Raw genomic sequence first — 19,043 nt, 5'->3', positions numbered from 1 at the left:
CGAATGTTTACATGGATTGATGGGGTCTGCGGTGCCGAATGAGTCACGCACGGTCGATGAGATCGATCGCCAGCTGGTGCACGCGCTGCAGATTGCGCCGCGCATCTCGTGGGCCGCGCTCGGCGAGATCATCGGCCGCTCACCCGCGGCCACGGCGCAGCGGTGGCAGCGTCTCGAAGCGGGCGGCCTGGCGTGGCTCGTGGCCTATGAATCGTTGGGCACCCACTCCGTTATGGCGTTCGCGTCGGTCACAATGGATATCGACCAGCGTGACCAGGTGATCGATGCGCTCAGCGCCGAAGGTCGGGTGATGGCGGTGAGCGAGGGTGCGATCGCCTCACGGCTGCACATCACCGTCGCGGCCGACAACCTGCAAACACTGATCGGTGATGTGCTCGACCACGTCGCACACATCCCCGGCATCGTCGATGTGCACGCCAGATTCGTGGCGCGGTTGCTGGCCGAGGGCGCCTCGTGGCGGCTCGACGCGCTCGACCCGGCGCAGCAGCGGATGGCGCTCGAAAGCGCCGATCACGGTGCTCCAGGGGTGTGGAAGCAGCCCACAGGCCCCACGTTTGACCCCGACGCCCGTGAGCTCGCGCACGCCTTTATTCGTGACCCGCGCAGCAAGGTGGCGTGGCTGGCCGACGAACTTGGGCGGCATGAAGCGACGGTACGGCGGCAGCTCTCCTCGCTCTTGCAATCGGGTGCGGTGACGGTGCGCTGCGAAATGGCGTATGACGTGAGCGGCTGGCCCATCGAACGATCGTGGTTTCTGCGGGTGCCAGACGCGGGTATTGCCGCGCTCACCGCGGTTGCTCGAGACTATCGGGGCTTACGGCTCGTCGCGCTCACTATCGGTGATGCCAACATCGTGATCACTGCGCTGAGCCGCACCCTTGAAGAATCGGTCGCCTTCGAGGCCCAACTGCTCGGTGCCAGCGCCGGCGTTACCGTCACCGAATCGGTGTTGCACCTACGCACGTGGAAACGGATGTACCGCAACATGGGGTTGCAGGGGCGCTCGGTGTGGTCGAGCGCGCAGCAACAGCCTGCACAGCCCACGCTCTGACTCGGGCGGGGTGGTACCTGCCCTGGGTTTTGATCCGGGGGCGACGTCAGCTACTGAGCGTCGAGCGCCGACTGCACGTTCGCGAGTACGGTGGCGGCGTCTGCGCCGCGGTACACCGTCACCATCACGGTGCTGTCGTCTGCGCCGGGGCGTAAGAAACGCTGGGTGAGCTGGGTGAGGTCGCGCTCAAGGTTGCGCGACGCCGGCCACGATGCATCGCGCAGCCAGTGACGCAGCGTCGCATTGTGGATCGCCACGATGCTGGCTGACAGCGCGAGCACCTCCCACGGCAACAGCTGCGTGTGCGCGGTGAGATACGCGGCAAATACCTGCTCATAGCGGTGCCCGATGACGAGTTCGCGGTCGCGCAACGCGGGGGACTCTCGCAAGATCTCTGCGCGCAGCCGCGTGGTGTCTGCCTGCGCGAGATGGTGATCAAGGATGCGACGGGTGCCGGTGATGACCGCGCTCGCCGGGTCTTGGGCCGTGCCGGCGAGTAACGCGGTGAGCTCGGTCAGCAATGTGTCGTGATCAGCGAAGATGACGTCTTCTTTGCTGCCGAAGCGGCGAAAGAATGTACTGCGGCTCATGCCTACGGCATCGGCAAGGTGCTCTGCGGTAGTGGCATCGTACCCTCGCGTGGCAAGAAAACGAATGGCTGCAGCGGGCCCCTGTTCGGGGGCCGAAACACTGCGCGCGGGGAGAGATGACATATCGAGAAGATAGCACGAAACGCGGGTTGTGAAACTAGGTGTCACATTTCTTTGCCTAATTTTAGGCTGATAATTGGAAATATCACCACGCCCTGGGCTTGACGTGACACTCAGTGTCAGGCATGCTCGAGGTATGGTGCCCGGTAACCGGGCATGCGCAGGCTTCAGAGAGGAACCGACATGTCTCAGGTAAAAAGCACCCCCACCCCGCAGGGCACGGCCGAGCCAGAGTATCGGCTGTGGGATCCGGTAGATGTCGATGTGGCTGGCGTCTTTCGTGGGCTTTCTGCCGACGACACCGCCTACCGTGACCGGGCGCAGCAGTTCGTGCGCGAAGAGGTGCGCCCTGTCATCGCGGGCATCTGGGATCGCGCAGAATACCCGCTCGACCTCGCCCGCCGCATGGGTGAGCTCGACCTGCTGCGTGACGGCGTTGACGTCGATGGCTTCCCCGAGCAGAGCTTGCTCGCTGCGAGCTTGACGACCATGGAGCTCGCCCGCGGCGATGGCTCAATCGCCACCATCGTGGGTGTGCAGGGCGGCCTGGCCATGCGGTCGATCGCAATGTGCGGCTCTGATGAGCAGCGCGCACGCTGGCTAGCACCGCTCGCCCGTGGCACCGAACTCGGGGCATTCGCACTGACCGAGCCCACTCACGGATCGGACTCAGTGAGCCTCGAGACGCGTGCCGAGAGCACCGCAGATGGGTTCGTACTGAACGGCCACAAGAAGTGGATCGGCTCGGGCAGCTGCGGCGACATCTCAGTGGTGTGGGCGCGCGGTGATGACGGCCAGGTGCAAGGCTTCCTCGTGCCACAGAGCACCCCGGGCTATAACGCCACCACGATTGAGGGCAAGGTGTCACTGCGCGCCATCTGGCAAGCGCACATCGAGTTTGACGGCGTGCAGCTGCCGGCGAGCGCCAAGCTGCCGGGCGCGCTCAGTTTCAAGAACACGGCGGCGGTGCTGCAGGCAACGAGGCTCGGAGTGGCTTGGGCTGCACTGGGCCAGGCGCACGCGGTCTACGAGACCGCAGTGAACTACGCCAAGCAGCGCATTCAGTTTGGGCGGCCGCTTGCGGCCTCGCAGATCGTGCAGAGCCGGCTGGCTGAGATGCTGAGCGAACTCACCACGCTGCAGACGCTCATTATGAGCCTGACCCGCGCCGAAGAGCGCGGTGAGCTCTCGGGCCCCGGGGCGTCGCTGGGCAAGTACACGGCCACGCGCACGGCCCGCGACATGGCACGCAACGCGCGTGACCTGCTCGGCGGTAACGGCATTCTGCTCGAGAATCGAGTGGCACGTCACTTTGCTGACCTCGAGGCACTGCACACCTATGAGGGCACCGAGACGGTGCAGGCACTGATTATCGGGCGCGACATCACCGGGCTGAGCGCCTTCGCGTAACCCGCCTAGTACTACACAGCGGCCGGTGCTTCACAATGATGATTGTGAAGCACCGGCCGCTGTGGCGAAACGCGCTCGAACCTAGTCTTCGATGTCGAGCGGGTGGGTGACCGTCGGGATCGATGAGGTGAGGGGGCGGCCCTCGCGCTGCAGCTTGCGCTTCTGCAGCTGCCACAATACGGTCAGCAGGATGAACCAGAGCGGCGCCGCGAGGAACGGTGTGCGGGTGTCTTCACCGTAGAGCAGCGTGCCGGCGATGAATACGAAGAACGCGAGCACGAGCCAGGGCGAGACGCGCGAGAACGGCAGCTTGAACTTCGATGCGGCGTGCCTCTCGGGGAACCTGCGGCGGTACACGATGTAGCTCACCACGATCGAGCCCCACGTGAACAGGATGAGCGTGGCACACATCGACGAAACGAAGGTGAAGGCCGCCACAACGCTGTCGCCAGCGAAGAGCAGCGGAATCGAGGCGAACAAGAACACCGAGGTGAAGAACACGGCCTTGCTGGGGACGCCGCGGTTGTTGGTCCAGGCGAACCCGCGAGGCGCGTGCCCGTCTTTCGCGAGGCCGAAGAGCATGCGGGTGCCCGAGTAGAGGCCGCCGTTGGCGCTCGAGGCGGCCGAGGTGAGCACGACTAGCTGAATCACGAACGCCGCAAGGCCGAATCCTGCCGTCGTCAACGTCGACACGAAGGGGCTCTTATCGGGGGCGATCTGATCCCAGGGGGTAACGCACATGATGACGGCGAGGGCGCCCACGTAGAAGATCAAAATACGCACGACGATCGAGTTGATCGCCTTGGGAAGGGTCTTGCGCGGGTTCTCGGTCTCGGCAGAAGCCGTGCCGACCATCTCGACGCCGATGAACGAGAAGATGCCCATCTGGAAGCCGAGCACGAAGCCGCTCGCGCCCATCGGGAACATGCCGCCGTGGCTCCACAGGTTGGTCACCGAGGCCGTGTTACCGTCGGGGGTCTGGAATCCGATGACGATCAAGACGATGCCCACGGCGATGAGGCCGAGAATGGCGACGATCTTCAAGATGGCGAACCAGAATTCGGTCTCACCGAAGAACTTCACGGGCTGCAAGTTCAGCAGCAACAGCAGGCCGGCCGCGAATAGCGCGGGCACCCAGCTGGGAATATCGGCGTTGAACCACTGCACATAGGCGGTGATGGCGATGATGTCGGCGACGCATGCGATCACCCATGAGAACCAGTAGTTCCACGACACAAAGAACCCGGCCCACGGCCCGAGCATGTCTTTGGCGATGTCGCCGAAGGTTTTGTAGTGCAGGTTTGACAGCAGCAGTTCGCCCAGTGAGCGCATGATGATGAAGACAAAAAAGCCGATCACCATGTACACAAAGATGATCGACGGGCCCGCGACACTGATCAGTTTGCCCGACCCCAAAAACAGGCCGGTGCCGATTGCGCCGCCGATGGCGATGAGCTGCAGGTGGCGGTTCTTGAGCCCGCGCTGCATTTCGCTCGGTGGGGCCTGAGAAACGGCTTCAGTTGACATGGGCACTCCTTTGTGGGGGTGTGATCTTGCGCTGATATCTGGTCAGAGAAATCAGAGTGGGGGGGTAAATTACCCGACCGAAGTACATTACACCGTTGTGTCGTGTGCCCGGTTTTTTGGCTGCGATGCCGCACGGGTAAGGACCGCTCAGGGGCGGTACGAATGGATCCGGATCCCAGGCATCGATGCGCTGGGGCCAGAAATGGCGCAAGGCCGCGACCCACAGGGGTCGCGACCTTGCGCAGGTTATGCGACGACGCGGAAGGCGTCGAGCGCGGGATCGTTGGCGCCGCGCACATAGCCCGAGGGGGCTGCCGCGGTGCCGCGCAGAAACGCGATCACTTCATCGTTGAGAATCTCGCCGGGGAGCACGTTGGGCACTCCGGGCGGGTACGCAGCGAGTGAGTCAGCCGAGATGCGGCCGACGGCCTCGGTGTAGGGCACCGTTTCGACCTTCGCGAAGAAGGCTTCGTTGAGACCCATGCCGCGTTCGCAGCTGGCGGGAAGCGTGAAGGGGCGCTCGGGCTCGATCTCGGCCTCAGGCAGGGCCTGCAGTGAGTTCCAGAACCGGTCAACATCAACCGGTGAGGTGGCGCCCACGAGCAGCAGCAACGCCGAGGTGGTGGACAGCTCGCAGTAGAGGCGGTGATCGCGCAGCAGCTGGTAGTGCGCGTCATCGCCCGTAATGCCCGCGCCGCGCGTGTCGATGGCGATCTTGAACGGGTCGTTACCGATCGCATCGGGGCTCGCCAAAATATCGGGGGTGGCATCGCGGAAGCGGCGATCGGCGCGCACGCGGCGGCGAATCTCTTCAGCGCTTTCGAGCGCGCGCTCTACCATCTCGGGGTGCGTCACGATGTGGCTGCGGGCCTCATCGAGCGAGGCGAGCAGTAGTGCGCTTGTGCTCGTGGACTGGTATGAGCGCACGACGCGGTCGACCAGCGTCTCCATGTCTTTTGCGAGCGGGCCGTGGCCCAGCTGCAGCATGGCCGACTGGGTGAGCGAGCCGACCGCCTTGTGGGTGCTCGAGATGACGAGGTCAGCGCCGAGGCGGGCCGCGTTCACCGGCAGCTTGGGGTGCAGGCCGAAGTGCGAGCCCCAGGCCTCGTCGACGATGAGGGGCACACCGTGCGCGTGTGCCACCTTCGCGATGGCTTCAACGTCGGCGATCGCACCAAAGTAGCTCGGCGACACGATGTACACCGAGGCGCTTTGCGGGTTGGCGGTGAGGGCCTGGTCGACCTGCTCGGCGGTGACGCCGTGGTTCGAGCCGAGCCCGGTGTCGACGGCGCCGTGCACGAAGTGGGGGGTGAGGTTGGAGTGAGTGATGCCATCGATGACGCTCGAGTGCACGCTGCGCTGCACCACGGTCTCCATGCCCAGGGCACGGGCCACGGTCGTGGCGATGTGGTTGCCGCCCGAGGCGCCGGTGGTGATGAACCAGGTGCGCGCTGCGCCCCACGCTTCAGCCGCCAACTCTTGCGCCCGCATGATGGGGGTGATGCGGCCGGGGGTCGTCAGCTTCCAGGTCTGCTGATCGATGCCGCTGAACAGCATCGGAAAATCCATGGTGAGCGCGTGCTCGCCGACGAGCCCCGCGACGCCCGGGCTATTGACGGCGCTGGCCTGGTGACCGGGCACCATGATGCGCTGCCAGTCCTCTTGGGCCAGGGTGCGAATCGCGGTCGAGTAGGGAGTTTCGCGGTGGCGCTCGATGAACGCGGCATCAGCTACGGGCACTGATGAAATTGAAGATGCAGTCGGCATGGGTGCCATTTTATGAGCTGCAAGTCAGATGCGGAATATCACGATTTAAGAGTGAGTGACATAGGCTCTATGTCATGATCAATTTGCAACAGCTGCGCGTGCTGCTCGCGGTGCGCGAGCACGGCAGCCTGACCCAGGCCGCCGAGGCACTGCGCTACGGGGTGCCGACGGTGGCGCACCATCTGCGCACACTCGAAGCACACCTCGAAGCCCAGTTGGTGGTGCGCACCAGGGGCGGCACCGAGCTCACCCCGCTGGGTGAGTTTTACGCGGCAGAGGTGGCACCCGTGCTCGTGCGCCTCGACCGTGCCGAGCATGCCGTGGCGGGGCACCGCGACTCGGGGGTCGTCACCCTGCGCGTGGGTACGTTCGCCTCGGTGGGGTCACGGCTGATGCCCGCCGCGATCTCTGAGCTTGAACAGCGCCACTCGGTGCGCGTTGAAGTGGTGGAGGGCGAGCCCACCGAGGTCGTGCGCATGCTGCGCCAGGGTGAGGTGCACGCCGGGGTGATCTACGACATTTCAGAGGAGCCCCTGTTTGATACCCCCGACCTTGAACAGCGCACCCTGTTCGCCGAGCCCTACCAAGTGATGGTGGGGCGACACAGCGAATGGGCCGAGCACTCCAAGCTCACCCGCGAAGACCTCACCCGCATGCGCTGGATCTGCAGCCGCAACGACAGCGAAGCCTCAGACCGTGTGCTGCGCCGGGTGCACAGCGAAATGGGTGAGCAGATACGGGTGCTGATGGAAACCGACGACTGGTACATGATTCACGGTCTCGTCGCCGAGGGGCTCGGCTGCGCGCTCACGACCGCGGCGCCCGTGGATCAAGAGTTCGAGGTTGAACTGCGTGACACCGTTGACGGGTTGGGGGAGCGGCGGGTGTCGTTCGTCACCACCAAGGGCGCGCGTCCAGCAGCCGTGGGGTGGCTGGGTGAGATCTTGCAGCGCGTGGCCTCGTCGCGCATCGCAGCGGTAACGACCTAGACCAGGCTGCGCACCGCGGCCCGCACGGTGCTTTGCGCCTGGGAGGCCGTGATCTGCCCGGTGAGCCACCGGCCCGAAAGCCCCTCGACCAGCGCGGTGAGCGACAGCGCCGCAAGATCAAAATCGAGCTGCAGCGCGGCGCCCGCGCCTGCCCCCGCCGACATCGCCGTCTCCACGGCGGTCTCGGCTACCAGCTCGCGCACCGCATCCTGCCAACTCGACGTTGACCGCGACAGCACCACCGCGCGATCCGCGTCAAACACGGCGGCCGCACGCACCTCGTTCCACACAATGGAGCCCGCGCGCACCTGCTCGTCATCGCCAAAATCAGAGCACAGCAGCGCCTCAAGGCGCGCCCGTGCGGTCTGCAGCTCGGGCATGGTCGCCGCCCGGCTCGTCGCGCCGGCGTTCACCCGATCAAGCGCGGCCTGCAACAATCCGTCGCGATCGCCAAAGTGGTACGAGAGCAACCCGATTGAGACCCCTGCCTCGGTGGCCACCGCACTCATCCGAAACTTTGCGAGCCCGCTCACCGCGATCACACGCTCGCAGGCGTCAAGTATGCGATCACGCGCGTCAATCGACATGAGGAACCCCCGGGGTAATTGGCGCGCCCCACTTGACAGACGCACACATTAAACTGAAACTGTTTTCAGGATAGGTGATCCGGCGCCGCAATGAAAGCACCGCCGCAGCAGAAGCTAAGGAACCACATGGACCAGCATGCCCAGCCGTTCGACCTGATCGAAGCCAGCATTGACGAGATCCTGGCCGCGCTCGCCGCAGGCCGCATCACGAGTCGGTGGTTGACCGAGCGCTATCTGGCGCGCGCCGAAGCGTATGACCGGGGCGACGCGGGATTGCACGCGATCATCGTCGAGAACCCCGAGGCGCTCGCGCAGGCAGATGAATCCGATCGCCGCTGGGCCGCCGGGGAGGCCCGCCCGCTCGAGGGCGTGCCCTTCACAGTGAAGGACTCGTACATGGTGCAGGGGCTCACCGTGGCCGCGGGTTCGCCCGCGTTCGAGCACCTCATCGCCCAGTGGGATGCCTTCTCGGTCGCCCAGCTGCGGGCCGCCGGCGCCGTGCTGATCGGCAAAACCAACATGCCCCCGATGGCCGACGGCGGCATGCAGCGCGGCGTCTACGGGCGCGCAGAAAACCCATACAACCGCGACTACCTCGCCGCCGCCTACGCCTCGGGGTCATCAAATGGCTCGGGCGTCTCGACCGCCGCCAACCTCGCCGTGTTTGGCATGGGCGAAGAAACCGTGTCATCGGGCCGCAGCCCGGCCTCCAACAACGGATTGTGCGCGTACACCCCCAGCTGGGGCGTGCTGTCCATTCGCGGCAACTGGCCTCTGTTTCCTGCCCGCGATGTCGTCGTGCCCCACGCCCGCACGATGCCCGATATGTTGCGCATTCTCGACGTGCTCGTCGCCGATGACGACGTCACGCGCGGTGATTTCTGGCGCCACCAGCAAGTCGTGCCGGTGCCCAAGCCCAGCGAACACCGGCCCGCAAGCTATCTTTCGCTGCAGCAGCCGGGCGCCCTGTCGGGCAAGCGGTTCGCCGTGCCGCGCATGTATCTCGGCGAAGACCCGGCGTTTCCGATTGAGGTGCGCCCCTCGGTGCTCGACCAGTTCGCCGTGGCCCGCGCACAGCTCGAAGCACTGGGTGCCGAACTCGTCGTCACCGATTTTCCGCTCATTGAGCAGTACGAGGGCGACCGGCCCGGTCAAGAGAATGTGGCCGCGCTCGGGGTGCTGCCCGCCGGGTGGATGGACACCGAATTCAACGAGATTCTGGCGTTTGGGTGGGATGACTTCTTGCGGGCGAACGGTGACCCCGCCATCCCTAACCTCGGTGTCGTCGACCCCGACCAGATTTTCCCGCAGCCCGCCGGCACCCTGCCCGACCGTTACGAAGAGGTCGCCGACTACGAAAACCGCTATCGCGCCACGGTCGCGATAGCGCAGGCCGGCATCGCTGACCCGCGCGAGCGCGCCGATTTTGCCCCGGGCCTTAGATCCCTGGTGCAACTGCGCGAGGAGCTCTTCGAAAGCTGGCTTACGGCCGAGGGCTTTGACGGCGTCATTTTCCCCGCCAACGCCGATGTGGGCGCCGAAGACGCCGAGCGTGACGAGGCCGCGGCCGATCGCGCCTGGGCAAATGGCGTGTTCTTCTCAAACGGCAACTACGCACTGCGCCACCTCGGCATCCCCACCGTTACTGTGCCGATGGGTCTGATGGGTGACATTGGGGTGCCGATCGGCTTGACGTTCGCGGGCCGCGCCTATGCCGATCTTGAGCTGCTCGGCTATGCGGCCGCATTTGAAAGCGCCGGATCCCTGCGCATCGCCCCCGCAGCCGCCCCGGGTCTTCCCGGTGACCGCGCACCAGCGCGCTAGTCGTTGATGGGCGAAGCCGGGAGATCGAGCTCGGGTTCGAAGCGATCCACGCTGAGGGCCAACCGCCGCAGCAGCACCCCCAAGCGCTCGCGCTCCGAGCGGGGGAGCCCGCCCAGCAGTCGTTCTTCGGCATCGCTCAGCCGGGTCATCGCGGCGTCGACGAGGGTGAGCCCGAGCGGTGTCATCTCCACGAGCACGCCACGCCCGTCGTTGGGATCGGTGAGGCGGCGCACCAGTTCGCGGTCGACCATGCGGTCGATCCGGTTCGTCATGGTGCCGCTCGACACCATCGTCTGCTGCACGAGCACCTTGGGGCTCTGGCGAAACGGGTCACCGCCACGCCGCAGCACCGCAAGTACGTCGAATTCCCACAGGCTGAGCCCTGAGCGTTCAAAGGCTTGGGCCCTGGCACGATCCACGTGCTTCGCGATTCGCCACATTCGCGAGAAGATCTCGAGGGGAGCGAGATCGAGATCTGGCCTGGCGACACTCCATGCCGTGATGATCTGATCGACCTCATCTTCATGCTTCATCTACCCATTATGGCAAGAACCAGGCGCCACGCACGCCGTGTGTACAGAATCACTCTCAAGATCTGGCAGACTATACGAGTGCCGATCTTCGGTGCGGTCCGCCTTGGTGTAATGGCAGCACGACAGCCTTTGGAGCTGTTAGGTCCAGGTTCGAATCCTGGGGGCGGAGCCGAAGGAACGTCGCTTGCCTGCGGCGCCCGGGAAGGGAACACACCATGGCAGAACGCTCGCTTGCGGTCATTATCCTCGCCGCGGGGCAGGGAACACGCATGAAGTCATCGCTTCCGAAGGTGCTGCACCGCATCGGTGGGCGCTCGCTGATTGCACACGTACTCGACAGCGCATCGGGGCTCGCGCCCACGAACGTCATTGCTGTGGTGCGCCACGATCGTGATCGTGTCGCCGAGGCCATCGTTGAGCACGCTCCCGAAACCGTGATCGTCGATCAAGATGATGTGCCCGGCACCGGCCGCGCGGTTGAGCAGGCGCTGAACGCGCTTCCCGAAACTTTTGAGGGCTCCGTTGTGGTGCTCTCGGGCGATGTGCCCCTGATCGACGCGCCCACGCTCGAGCGCCTGTTGCGCGGTCACCTCGACGGTGGCCGGGCGATGACGATGCTCTCGGCGATCTACGACAACCCCACCGGCCTGGGGCGCATTCTGCGCGATCAGTCGGGCGCGGTGACGGGCATCGTTGAAGAGAAGGATGCCAGCGAGGCTGAACGTCGCATCACCGAGATTAACGGTGGCGTCTACGTGTTTGCGCGCCGTGCGCTGCAAGAAGCCCTCGCGCTGATCGACACCAATAACGCGCAGGGGGAGAAGTACCTCACCGACGCTGCCTCACGCATCCTGTCCTCGGGCGGCGCCGTTGAAGCCGTTGCGACCGAAGATCCCTGGATCATCGCCGGCGTCAACGACCGCAGCCAGCTGGCCGCGGCCGGCCGCGAGCTGAACGCCCGCATTGTGCGCGAGCACCAGCGCGGCGGCGTCACCATTCAGGATCCCGAAACGACCTGGATCGACGCTGATGTCTCGATTGAGCCCGATGTTGAGGTGCTGCCCGGCACGTTCTTGCACGGTGCGACCTCGATCGCCAGCGGCGCCGTGGTTGGCCCCGATACCACGCTCGTGGACTGCGAAGTGGGCGAAGACGCACGTATTCGCCGCAGCGAAGCTACGCTCGCCGTGTTTGGTGCGCGCGTCGATGTGGGCCCGTTTGCGTACATTCGCCCCGGTACTGAGCTGGGCGAAGACGGCAAGATTGGCGCCTACGTCGAAACGAAGAACGCCAAGATTGGCAACGGCAGCAAGGTGCCCCACCTCAGCTACGTTGGCGACGCGACCATCGGAACTGGCACCAATGTGGGTGCTGGCACCATCTTCGCGAACTACGACGGTGTGAATAAGCATCACGCGGTCGTGGGTAACGAGGTGCGCATCGGCTCGAAGAACGTGCTGATTGCCCCGGTTACCATCGAAGATGGCACGTACACGGCCGCAGGGACCGTCGTGCGCAAGGATGTTCCTGCGGGTTCGCTGGCGCTAAATGTGGCGCCACAGCGTAACCTGGAGGGGTGGGTTGCCGAAAATCGGCCGGGAACCAGCACCGCACAAGCGGCGCAGCAATCGAAGACAGCGCGTGAGCACGGCGAACAGCCAGGGATGGAGAACCAGCACTGATGAGCAAAATCGAGATGGCGGGGCAAAAGAAGCTCGTCTTGATTACAGGCCGGGCATACCCCGAGCTCGCTGAGCAGGTGGCCGCAGAGCTCGGCGCCGAACTCGTACCGACCGATGCACGCACGTTCGCCAATGGTGAGCTGTACGCACGGTTCGATGAGAGTGTGCGCGGTTCAGATGCGTTCGTGATTCAGTCACACACCGACCCCATCAACGAATGGCTCATGGAGCACTTGATCATGGTGGACGCGCTCAAGCGTGCATCGGCCAAGCGCATCACCGTGGTGGCGCCGTTCTATCCGTACTCACGTCAGGATAAGAAGGGTCGCGGCCGCGAGCCGATTTCGGCCCGTCTTATTGCCGACCTGTTCAAGACCGCTGGCGCAGACCGCATCATGTCTGTCGATCTGCACTCACCGCAGATTCAGGGCTTCTTCGATGGCCCCCTCGATCACCTGTTCGCGATGCCCGTGCTGATCGAGCACTTCGAGAAGCACCTCAAGCGTGATGACATCACGGTTGTGTCGCCCGACATGGGCCGCGTACGCGTGGCCGACGTGTGGAGCGATCGCCTGAACGCCCCCCTCGCGATCATCCACAAGCGCCGCGACCCAACCGTTGCAAACCAGGCGTCGGTGCACGGCATCGTTGGTGACGTAAAGGATCGCTGGTGCCTGATGGTCGATGACATGATCGACACCGGCGGAACGATCACCAAGGCTGCTGCTGCGCTGAAGGAAGCTGGCGCCCGCGGCGTCACGATCGCTGCCACGCACGCGATCTTCTCGGGCCGTGCCCCCGAATACCTGTCGCAGGACTTCATCGACCAGGTCGTCGTCACCGACACCCTGCCGGTTCCTGAAGAGAAGCGCTTCGAGAAGCTGACGGTGCTCTCGATTGCCCCGCTGCTCGCCAAGGCAATTCACGAGGTCTTCGAAGACGGCTCGGTGACGAGCATGTTCGAGGGCGCTGCGTAAGCATCCCCTCGCGGCCATCTGGCTGCGCACTTACGGGCGGTTCATCTTGCGAGATGAACCGCCCGTTTTGTATGCCCGTGGCGATGTTCGCGGCTGGCGGGGTGTTGCGTGACGTAACAATGATGCACATCTAGTTATGCCTCCCATAGTCTGACTTATGTAATCGAGTGCGCGGCAAACGCCCGCGTGCGTGACATGAGCCATGAAGGGGTGCGGTCATGACCACAGCCGAGCTATCGCAGATCGTCGTCGTTTCGGGCACGCTCAGCAGTCCGTCAAAAACGACCGAGCTCGGGCGGGTGATCGCCGAATCGGTGCGAGAGTATCGCCCGGGCAGTGTGCGCGTGATCGAGGTTGCGGAGCTGACGGCAGAAATCGGCCAGTCACTCATCCTGGGCGAAACGACACCGGGGCTGCGCGAGGCACTCGACGCGGTTGAATCGGCCGATGTGCTCGTCGCCGTCTCGCCAGTGTTTAAGGGCAGCTACTCGGGGTTGTTCAAGCATTTCTTTGACCTCGTCGAACCGTACGCCCTCACCAACAAGCCCACTATTTTGGGCGCCACGGGTGGAAGCGCACGCCACTCACTCGTGGTGGATTACGAGCTGCGCCCGCTCTTCAACTACTTCAACGCGCACGTTGCCCCGGTCGCAATATTTGCCACGGGGGAGGACTTTCGCGCGGGCGAGATCATCAACCAGGCCCTGCTGCAGCGCATTGACCGCGCCGCCGCGGGGTACGCGCTGCGGCAGCCGGCCGAGATCGCCGCGTAGCAAACAGGGGTCAACACTCCGAGAGATGAATGCCCCAGCAGAGTTCTGGTAAAGTAGGCAGCTGTACTTCGGCGAGGGGCGCTTGCGCCCGTTATCGACGCGGGACGGACTGCCTCAGCGGGCCATCTTGCTGCGTTATTTACGCTAGTGCGAGACACCAATTCTGGTGGCCTAGGCCGCCCACTAATTGGGCGAAAGCCCGCAAGGAGATTACTTATGAGCAAGTACCAGCTCGAAGCAACCGTTCGCGAACAGTTCGGCAAGGGCGCTGCACGCAAGCTGCGCGCTGCTGGCAAGACCCCCGTAGTTGTTTACGGCCACGGCACCGCCCCCCTGCACGTCACCGTTGAGACTCACCCCCTGAGCCTCATCATCCGTCAGGCAAACGCGCTCATCGAGCTCAACCTGAACGACGAGAAGCACCTCGTTCTGGTGAAGGATGTTCAGCGCGATCCCGTACCCCAGATCATCGAGCACGTTGACCTGCTCATCGTTGCACAGGGCGAGGCCGTTGAGGTAGAGGTTCCCCTCCACCTGTCGGGCGAGCCTTTCTCGGGCACCAGCGCACTGCAGGAGCTCAACACCATCCGCCTGAGCGTTCCCGCAACCTCGATCCCCGAGAACGTTGTCGTTGACATCACGGGCCTCGAGGCTGACGTACACGTCCTCGTGCGCGACGTTGTTCTGCCCGAGGGTGCAACCGCGATCGACGCAGGCGACCTGCTCGTCGTCAAGATCGCTGGCGCACGCGGCGCAGCTGAAGACGAAGTTGCTGCTGAGTAATTTCAGTAACCGCTGAATAACCCGCCGGTGTGGAACTCCACACCGGCGGGTTTTTCGCTGTCACGGCCGAACACGCGATAATTGGTTTGGCGTCGTAACTTACAGAAGAGGAGGCCATGTGTCGCAAGACAGCTGGCTGATCGTCGGGCTCGGTAACCCGGGGGCACAGTACGAAAACACCAGGCACAACGTTGGGCAGATGACCGTTGACGTGTTGGCTGGCCGAATCGGTGCGAAGTTCTCCCCGCACGGCAAAACCGGATCGCGCGTGGCCGAGGGCTGGCTGCGGCCCGGCGCCGCGAAGCTCATTCTGGCGAAGTCGAACGGGTATATGAACACCTCAGGTGGCCCCGTCGCGGCACTGTGCAAATACTTTGGTGTGCCACCAGAGCGCGTGATCGCGGTGCACGACGAACTCGATGTTCCGTTTGACGCGATCAAGCTGAAGCAGGGCGGTGGCCATGGCGGCCACAACGGCCTGCGTGACATCGCGAAGGCCCTCGATACCCCCGAATTTCTGCGTGTGCGCGTGGGCGTAGGCCGCCCGCCCGGCCGCCAAGACCCGGCAGACTTCGTGCTGGGGCCGTTCTCTTCGACCGAGCGTAAAGATTTGCCCGTGCTGCTCGAAGATGCGGCCGATGCCTGCGAGGGTCTCGTCGAATCGGGCCTCACCGCCACTCAGCAGCGCTTCCACGGGAGGGCCGCCGAGTGACCCTGGGCGGTATTGACCGGCTGCTTGAGCCCTCTGAATCGTTTGCGCGGGCGCTCGATACCGCCTCCCGTAATGCCGAGTTCTCGGCGAGCGAGGGCATGCGTGCCCCGCTGATCGCGGGGCTGATGCGCCGCCGTCGTGCCGCCGGTGATACCGGTGCGCTGCTGGTGATCGCGGCGACCAGCCGCGAGGCCGACGCGCTGCGCAGCGCCCTCAGCTCGGCGATGCCCGAGGCCGAGACCTGCGAGTTTCCGGCCTGGGAGACGCTGCCCCATGAGCGCCTCAGCCCGAGCCCCGAGACGGTCGGGCGGCGTGCGCAGGTGCTGCGCACCATTCGCGAACACGACGGGGTCACCCCGCTGATCGTTGTCGCTTCGGTGCGCGCGGCCCTGCAGCCCGTCTCACCCCAGGTGGCCGCGGCCACCCCGATCGTGCTGCGCGCGGGCGAAGCCCCAGAGCTCCCATCGGGATCCGGCCCCGCTGGGGTCGCCCGCCTGCTCATCGAACGTGCCTACACCCGCGTCGACATGGTGACCAGGCGCGGTGAGTTCGCCGTGCGCGGCGGCATTCTCGACGTCTTTCCGCCCGAGGCCTCGCAGGCCTCGCGCGTTGATTTCTTCGGCGACGAGGTCGACCAGATTCACCGTTTTGCGGTCTCCGATCAGCGCAGTGCTGGCGACCCCATCACGATGGTCGAGCTGTGGCCCGCCCGTGAGCTGCTGCTCACCGATGATGTGCGCGAGCGCGCGGCCGCGTTGCTGCCGAAGTACCCCGCGCTCAGCTCACTGCTTGAAAAGCTCAGCGAGGGTATCGCGGTCGAGGGCATGGAAAGCCTCATCCCGCAGCTCGTGCCGGGCATGCAGCCGTTCACCGCGCTGCTGCCCGCAGGCGGCGCTGTCGTGGTCGCATCGCCCGAGCGCGTGGCTGGGCGCGCGATCAGCCTCGCCGAAACGAACCGCGAGTTTCTTGAGGCCGCCTGGTACGCGGCCACCGCGGGCGCCGACGCCCCGGTGCCCACCGAAAACAGCGGCATGCTGTCGATGACCGAGCTGAAGGCTGCCTCCCTCGGCCGGCCCTGGTGGACGGTCTCGAGCTTCGTGCACGACGACGGCGCCGATCTGCCCGATGAAGACACATTTGACCTGCGCACCATTACGGTGGCGGGCGGCCCGTTCCCGCGGCCCGCGGCGGATGCTGACCCTGTGGGCGGGGCGATCCGGATCATTGGGGAGCGCCTCAAAGCCGGTTGGCACGCGATTGTCACAGCTCCTGGGGCCGGGCTCGTCGAGCGCGCGCGCGACCTGCTCGCCGAGGCGGGCGCGGCCGCGCGCATCGTGGAGAGCCTGCCCGAGTCGCCGGCAGACCTTGAGGCCGGGGTCGTGTACCTCGTCGTCGCGTCGGCCACGGCCGGGTTTGAGAGCGGCGAGGCGCAGCTCGTCGTCGCCACCGAAACCGAGTTCTTTGGCCGTGCCGCGAGCGCGCAGGCCGCCAGTGGCCAGAAGCTGGCCAAGCGCCGCGGTAAGAACGTCGTCGACCCGCTGAAGTTGGTCGCCGGCGATCACGTGGTGCACGAGACCCACGGCATCGGGCGCTTTGTCGAGCTCACCCAGCGCATGGTGCCGACGGGCCTCGGTCGCGACGCCGCGAAGGCGCTGCGCGAATACCTCGTAATCGAGTACGCCTCGACCAAACGTGGCATGCCGCGCGACAAGCTCTACGTGCCCACCGACCAGCTCGACCAGCTGTCGCGCTACGTCGGCGGCGAGGCTCCGGCGCTCTCGAAAATGGGCGGCAACGACTGGTCGAACGCGAAGAAGAAGGCGCGCAAGGCCGTGCGCGATATCGCGGTTGAACTCGTCAAGCTGTACTCGGCGCGCGTCGCCTCGAAGGGGCATGCATTCTCGCCTGACACCCCGTGGCAGCACGAGCTTGAAGAAGCCTTCGCCTACGCAGAAACCCTCGACCAGCTCACCACAATCGACGAGGTGAAGCGCGATATGGAGCGCCAGATTCCCATGGATCGCCTGATCGCGGGCGACGTGGGCTTCGGCAAAACCGAGGTGGCGGTGCGCGCAGCGTTTAAGGCGATTCAAGACGGCAAACAGGTCGCGATGCTGGTGCCCACGACGCTGCTCGTCACCCAGCACCTCGAAACGTTCTTGGCCCGGTTCGCCGGGTTCCCGGTGAACGTGCGCCCGCTGAGCCGCTTCCAAAGCGACAAAGAGTCGCGCGAGACCATTGAGGGGCTCGCGGCGGGCACCGTCGACATGGTCATCGGCACCCACCGGCTGCTTGCCGACAACGTGTTGTACAAGGACATCGGCTTGCTCATCATTGATGAGGAGCAGCGCTTTGGCGTCGAACACAAGGACGCGCTGAAGAAGCTGAAAACGAACGTCGATATTCTCGCGATGAGTGCGACGCCTATTCCGCGTACGCTCGAGATGGCCGTCACCGGTATTCGTGAAATGTCGACGCTCGCGACGGCGCCCGAAGACCGACACCCCATTCTCACGTTTGTGGGACCGCGCAGCGACAAACAGATCACGGCCGCGATTCGCCGTGAGATGCTGCGCGAGGGGCAGGTCTTCTTCGTGCACAACCGCGTCAGCTCGATTAGCCGCGTCGCCGCGCAGATCGCCGAGCTTGTGCCCGACGCCCGCGTCGCGATCGCCCACGGCAAGCTCGGTGAGCATCAGCTTGAGCAGGTCGTGCAAGATTTCTGGGAGCGCAAATATGATGTGCTCGTCTCGACGACGATCATCGAGACCGGCCTTGATATCGCCAATGCCAACACGATCATTATCGATGCGGCAGATAAGTATGGGTTGAGTCAGCTGCACCAGCTGCGTGGCCGGGTGGGGCGTAGCCGTGAGCGCGCCTACGCCTACTTCCTGTACGACCACGAGAAGCCTCTCACCGAGCACGCCCACGAGCGGCTCGAAACCCTTGCGACGAACAACGAGCTCGGCTCGGGTATGCAGGTCGCGCTGAAGGACCTTGAGCTGCGCGGCGCGGGTAACCTGCTCGGCGGCGAACAGTCGGGTCACATCGCGGGGGTTGGCTTCGACCTCTACCTGCGGATGATCGGTGAGGCCGTGAACACGTTTAAGGGCGAGGAAGTGTCTGGCCCCGTTGAGCTCGTGCTTGAGCTGCCCGTCGACGCGCATATTCCCGAGGAGTATGTCGAGAGTGAGCGGTTGCGGCTGGAGGCGTACCAAAAGTTCTCGGCGGCCTCGCACCCGCAGGCCCCCGAAGATCACGTTGCGCTCGTGCTTGATGAACTCACCGACCGCTACGGTGCTCCGCCCGTTGAGGTGGAGCGGCTGGCGCTCGTGTCGCAGCTGCGGCGCCGGGCGGCTCGCCTTGAGCTCTCAAAGGTAGTGGCGGCGGGGACTGTGCTGCGCATTGAGCCCGTGAAGCTGCTCGATTCGCGTCGCATGCGCATGAACCGCATGTACCCCGGTGCCCGTTATACCGAGGCCACGCAGACGCTGCAGATTCCGCTGCCCGGCGCCACGGCTATGCCGCGCAGCCCGCTTGCGGGTGTGGGCCAGAATCTGATGGGCGACGAGGGCGATATCGCGGCGTGGACTAGCCGGGTGCTCGCGACACTTCTCGAAGCTGATCCGCCCGCGGGGTCGTAACCTCGCAGCTGCCCCGCACACGTTGCGCGGGGCAGAAACACCACAGGCGC

General features: G+C 64.8%; 15 protein-coding genes and 1 tRNA gene. 11 read left to right on the top strand and 5 right to left on the bottom strand.

The features are described from left to right. Positions 1-31 precede the first annotated feature (31 nt). A complete protein-coding gene (locus tag JOF28_RS04325) occupies positions 32-1,072 on the top strand; it encodes an AsnC family transcriptional regulator (protein WP_209704638.1) in 1,041 nt (346 codons plus the stop codon). A gap of 50 nt (positions 1,073-1,122) precedes the next feature. Here the strand turns inward: JOF28_RS04325 and JOF28_RS04320 are convergent, their stop codons facing one another. Beyond that, entirely contained in the window at positions 1,123-1,785 is a 663-nt protein-coding gene (locus tag JOF28_RS04320; RefSeq protein ID WP_209704637.1) for a TetR/AcrR family transcriptional regulator, read from the bottom strand. 180 nt (positions 1,786-1,965) lie between these two features. Between JOF28_RS04320 and JOF28_RS04315 the strand changes: the two genes are divergently transcribed. Beyond that, positions 1,966-3,192 carry an acyl-CoA dehydrogenase family protein gene (locus JOF28_RS04315; RefSeq protein WP_209704636.1) on the top strand — a complete coding sequence of 409 codons (1,227 nt, stop codon included), beginning with the start codon at positions 1,966-1,968 and terminating at the stop codon, positions 3,190-3,192. Positions 3,193-3,273: 81 nt separating this feature from the next. On the opposite strand, the gene JOF28_RS04310 is transcribed toward JOF28_RS04315, so the two are convergent. Next, positions 3,274-4,719: an amino acid permease gene (locus tag JOF28_RS04310; protein ID WP_209704635.1), complete on the bottom strand. Its 1,446-nt coding sequence runs from the start codon at positions 4,717-4,719 to the stop codon at positions 3,274-3,276. 246 nt (positions 4,720-4,965) lie between these two features. Continuing rightward, complete coding sequence (locus tag JOF28_RS04305; protein WP_209704634.1) at positions 4,966-6,486, bottom strand: aminotransferase class I/II-fold pyridoxal phosphate-dependent enzyme; 1,521 nt, start codon at positions 6,484-6,486, stop codon at positions 4,966-4,968. A gap of 74 nt (positions 6,487-6,560) precedes the next feature. Here JOF28_RS04305 and JOF28_RS04300 point away from each other — a divergent pair, with 74 nt between their 5' ends. Continuing rightward, entirely contained in the window at positions 6,561-7,475 is a 915-nt protein-coding gene (locus tag JOF28_RS04300) for a LysR family transcriptional regulator (RefSeq protein WP_209704633.1), read from the top strand. Here JOF28_RS04300 and JOF28_RS04295 read toward each other — a convergent pair. Continuing rightward, positions 7,472-8,062, bottom strand: a complete 591-nt coding sequence (locus tag JOF28_RS04295; RefSeq protein WP_209704632.1) for a TetR/AcrR family transcriptional regulator — start codon at positions 8,060-8,062, stop codon at positions 7,472-7,474. The two genes, JOF28_RS04300 and JOF28_RS04295, sit on opposite strands and share 4 nt — an antisense overlap. Before the next feature lie 126 nt (positions 8,063-8,188). On the opposite strand from JOF28_RS04295, the gene JOF28_RS04290 reads away from it, so the two are divergent. Beyond that, positions 8,189-9,886, top strand: a complete 1,698-nt coding sequence (locus JOF28_RS04290; protein WP_209704631.1) for an amidase — start codon at positions 8,189-8,191, stop codon at positions 9,884-9,886. Here the strand turns inward: JOF28_RS04290 and JOF28_RS04285 are convergent. Further along, positions 9,883-10,419 carry a MarR family winged helix-turn-helix transcriptional regulator gene (locus JOF28_RS04285; protein WP_209704630.1) on the bottom strand — a complete coding sequence of 179 codons (537 nt, stop codon included), beginning with the start codon at positions 10,417-10,419 and terminating at the stop codon, positions 9,883-9,885. The genes JOF28_RS04290 and JOF28_RS04285 overlap by 4 nt on opposite strands. A 97-nt stretch (positions 10,420-10,516) precedes the next feature. Here JOF28_RS04285 and JOF28_RS04280 point away from each other — a divergent pair. The 7 genes from JOF28_RS04280 (at position 10,517) to mfd (ending at position 18,993) form a co-directional block, all read left to right on the top strand. Then, positions 10,517-10,588: transfer RNA gene (locus tag JOF28_RS04280), tRNA-Gln, on the top strand. A gap of 46 nt (positions 10,589-10,634) precedes the next feature. Next, positions 10,635-12,101, top strand: coding sequence for a bifunctional UDP-N-acetylglucosamine diphosphorylase/glucosamine-1-phosphate N-acetyltransferase GlmU (glmU, locus tag JOF28_RS04275; protein WP_209704629.1), 1,467 nt, complete (start codon positions 10,635-10,637; stop codon positions 12,099-12,101). Next, positions 12,101-13,078, top strand: a complete 978-nt coding sequence (locus JOF28_RS04270; RefSeq protein ID WP_209704628.1) for a ribose-phosphate diphosphokinase — start codon at positions 12,101-12,103, stop codon at positions 13,076-13,078. The genes glmU and JOF28_RS04270 overlap by 1 nt, the downstream gene beginning before the upstream one ends. Positions 13,079-13,296: 218 nt before the next feature. Further along, the gene (locus tag JOF28_RS04265; protein WP_209704627.1) at positions 13,297-13,851 is read left to right on the top strand and encodes a CE1759 family FMN reductase; all 555 of its coding nucleotides are present in this window, start codon (positions 13,297-13,299) and stop codon (positions 13,849-13,851) included. 216 nt (positions 13,852-14,067) lie between these two features. Beyond that, on the top strand, positions 14,068-14,634 hold the full coding sequence (locus tag JOF28_RS04260; RefSeq protein WP_209704626.1) for a 50S ribosomal protein L25/general stress protein Ctc: 567 nt from the start codon (positions 14,068-14,070) through the stop codon (positions 14,632-14,634). 118 nt (positions 14,635-14,752) lie between these two features. After that, positions 14,753-15,346 (top strand): aminoacyl-tRNA hydrolase, encoded by a 594-nt coding sequence (gene pth, locus JOF28_RS04255; RefSeq protein WP_209704625.1) that lies wholly within the window; start codon positions 14,753-14,755, stop codon positions 15,344-15,346. After that, positions 15,343-18,993, top strand: a complete 3,651-nt coding sequence (gene mfd, locus JOF28_RS04250) for a transcription-repair coupling factor (protein WP_209704624.1) — start codon at positions 15,343-15,345, stop codon at positions 18,991-18,993. Before pth ends, mfd begins: the two co-directional genes overlap by 4 nt. Positions 18,994-19,043 lie beyond the last annotated feature (50 nt).

The organism is Leucobacter exalbidus (assembly GCF_017834145.1).
In the GTDB taxonomy this organism is placed as follows: Bacteria; Actinomycetota; Actinomycetes; order Actinomycetales; family Microbacteriaceae; genus Leucobacter; species Leucobacter exalbidus.
The sequence above is the reverse complement of the archived record's forward strand: the minus strand, read 5'-3'. Positions and strand labels throughout refer to the sequence as shown.

What these genes read in the sequence shown, in the direction of transcription:
- JOF28_RS04300 (WP_209704633.1), top strand. Translation starts at nt 6,561, where the DNA reads ATGATCAATTTGCAACAGCTGCGCGTGCTGCTCGCGGTGCGCGAGCAC.
- JOF28_RS04290 (WP_209704631.1), top strand. Translation starts at nt 8,189, where the DNA reads ATGGACCAGCATGCCCAGCCGTTCGACCTGATCGAAGCCAGCATTGAC.
- JOF28_RS04310 (WP_209704635.1), bottom strand. Translation starts at nt 4,719, where the DNA reads ATGTCAACTGAAGCCGTTTCTCAGGCCCCACCGAGCGAAATGCAGCGC.
- JOF28_RS04265 (WP_209704627.1), top strand. Translation starts at nt 13,297, where the DNA reads ATGACCACAGCCGAGCTATCGCAGATCGTCGTCGTTTCGGGCACGCTC.
- JOF28_RS04305 (WP_209704634.1), bottom strand. Translation starts at nt 6,486, where the DNA reads ATGCCGACTGCATCTTCAATTTCATCAGTGCCCGTAGCTGATGCCGCG.
- JOF28_RS04320 (WP_209704637.1), bottom strand. Translation starts at nt 1,785, where the DNA reads ATGTCATCTCTCCCCGCGCGCAGTGTTTCGGCCCCCGAACAGGGGCCC.
- JOF28_RS04285 (WP_209704630.1), bottom strand. Translation starts at nt 10,419, where the DNA reads ATGAAGCATGAAGATGAGGTCGATCAGATCATCACGGCATGGAGTGTC.
- JOF28_RS04260 (WP_209704626.1), top strand. Translation starts at nt 14,068, where the DNA reads ATGAGCAAGTACCAGCTCGAAGCAACCGTTCGCGAACAGTTCGGCAAG.
- JOF28_RS04295 (WP_209704632.1), bottom strand. Translation starts at nt 8,062, where the DNA reads ATGTCGATTGACGCGCGTGATCGCATACTTGACGCCTGCGAGCGTGTG.
- glmU (WP_209704629.1), top strand. Translation starts at nt 10,635, where the DNA reads ATGGCAGAACGCTCGCTTGCGGTCATTATCCTCGCCGCGGGGCAGGGA.
- JOF28_RS04270 (WP_209704628.1), top strand. Translation starts at nt 12,101, where the DNA reads ATGAGCAAAATCGAGATGGCGGGGCAAAAGAAGCTCGTCTTGATTACA.
- JOF28_RS04315 (WP_209704636.1), top strand. Translation starts at nt 1,966, where the DNA reads ATGTCTCAGGTAAAAAGCACCCCCACCCCGCAGGGCACGGCCGAGCCA.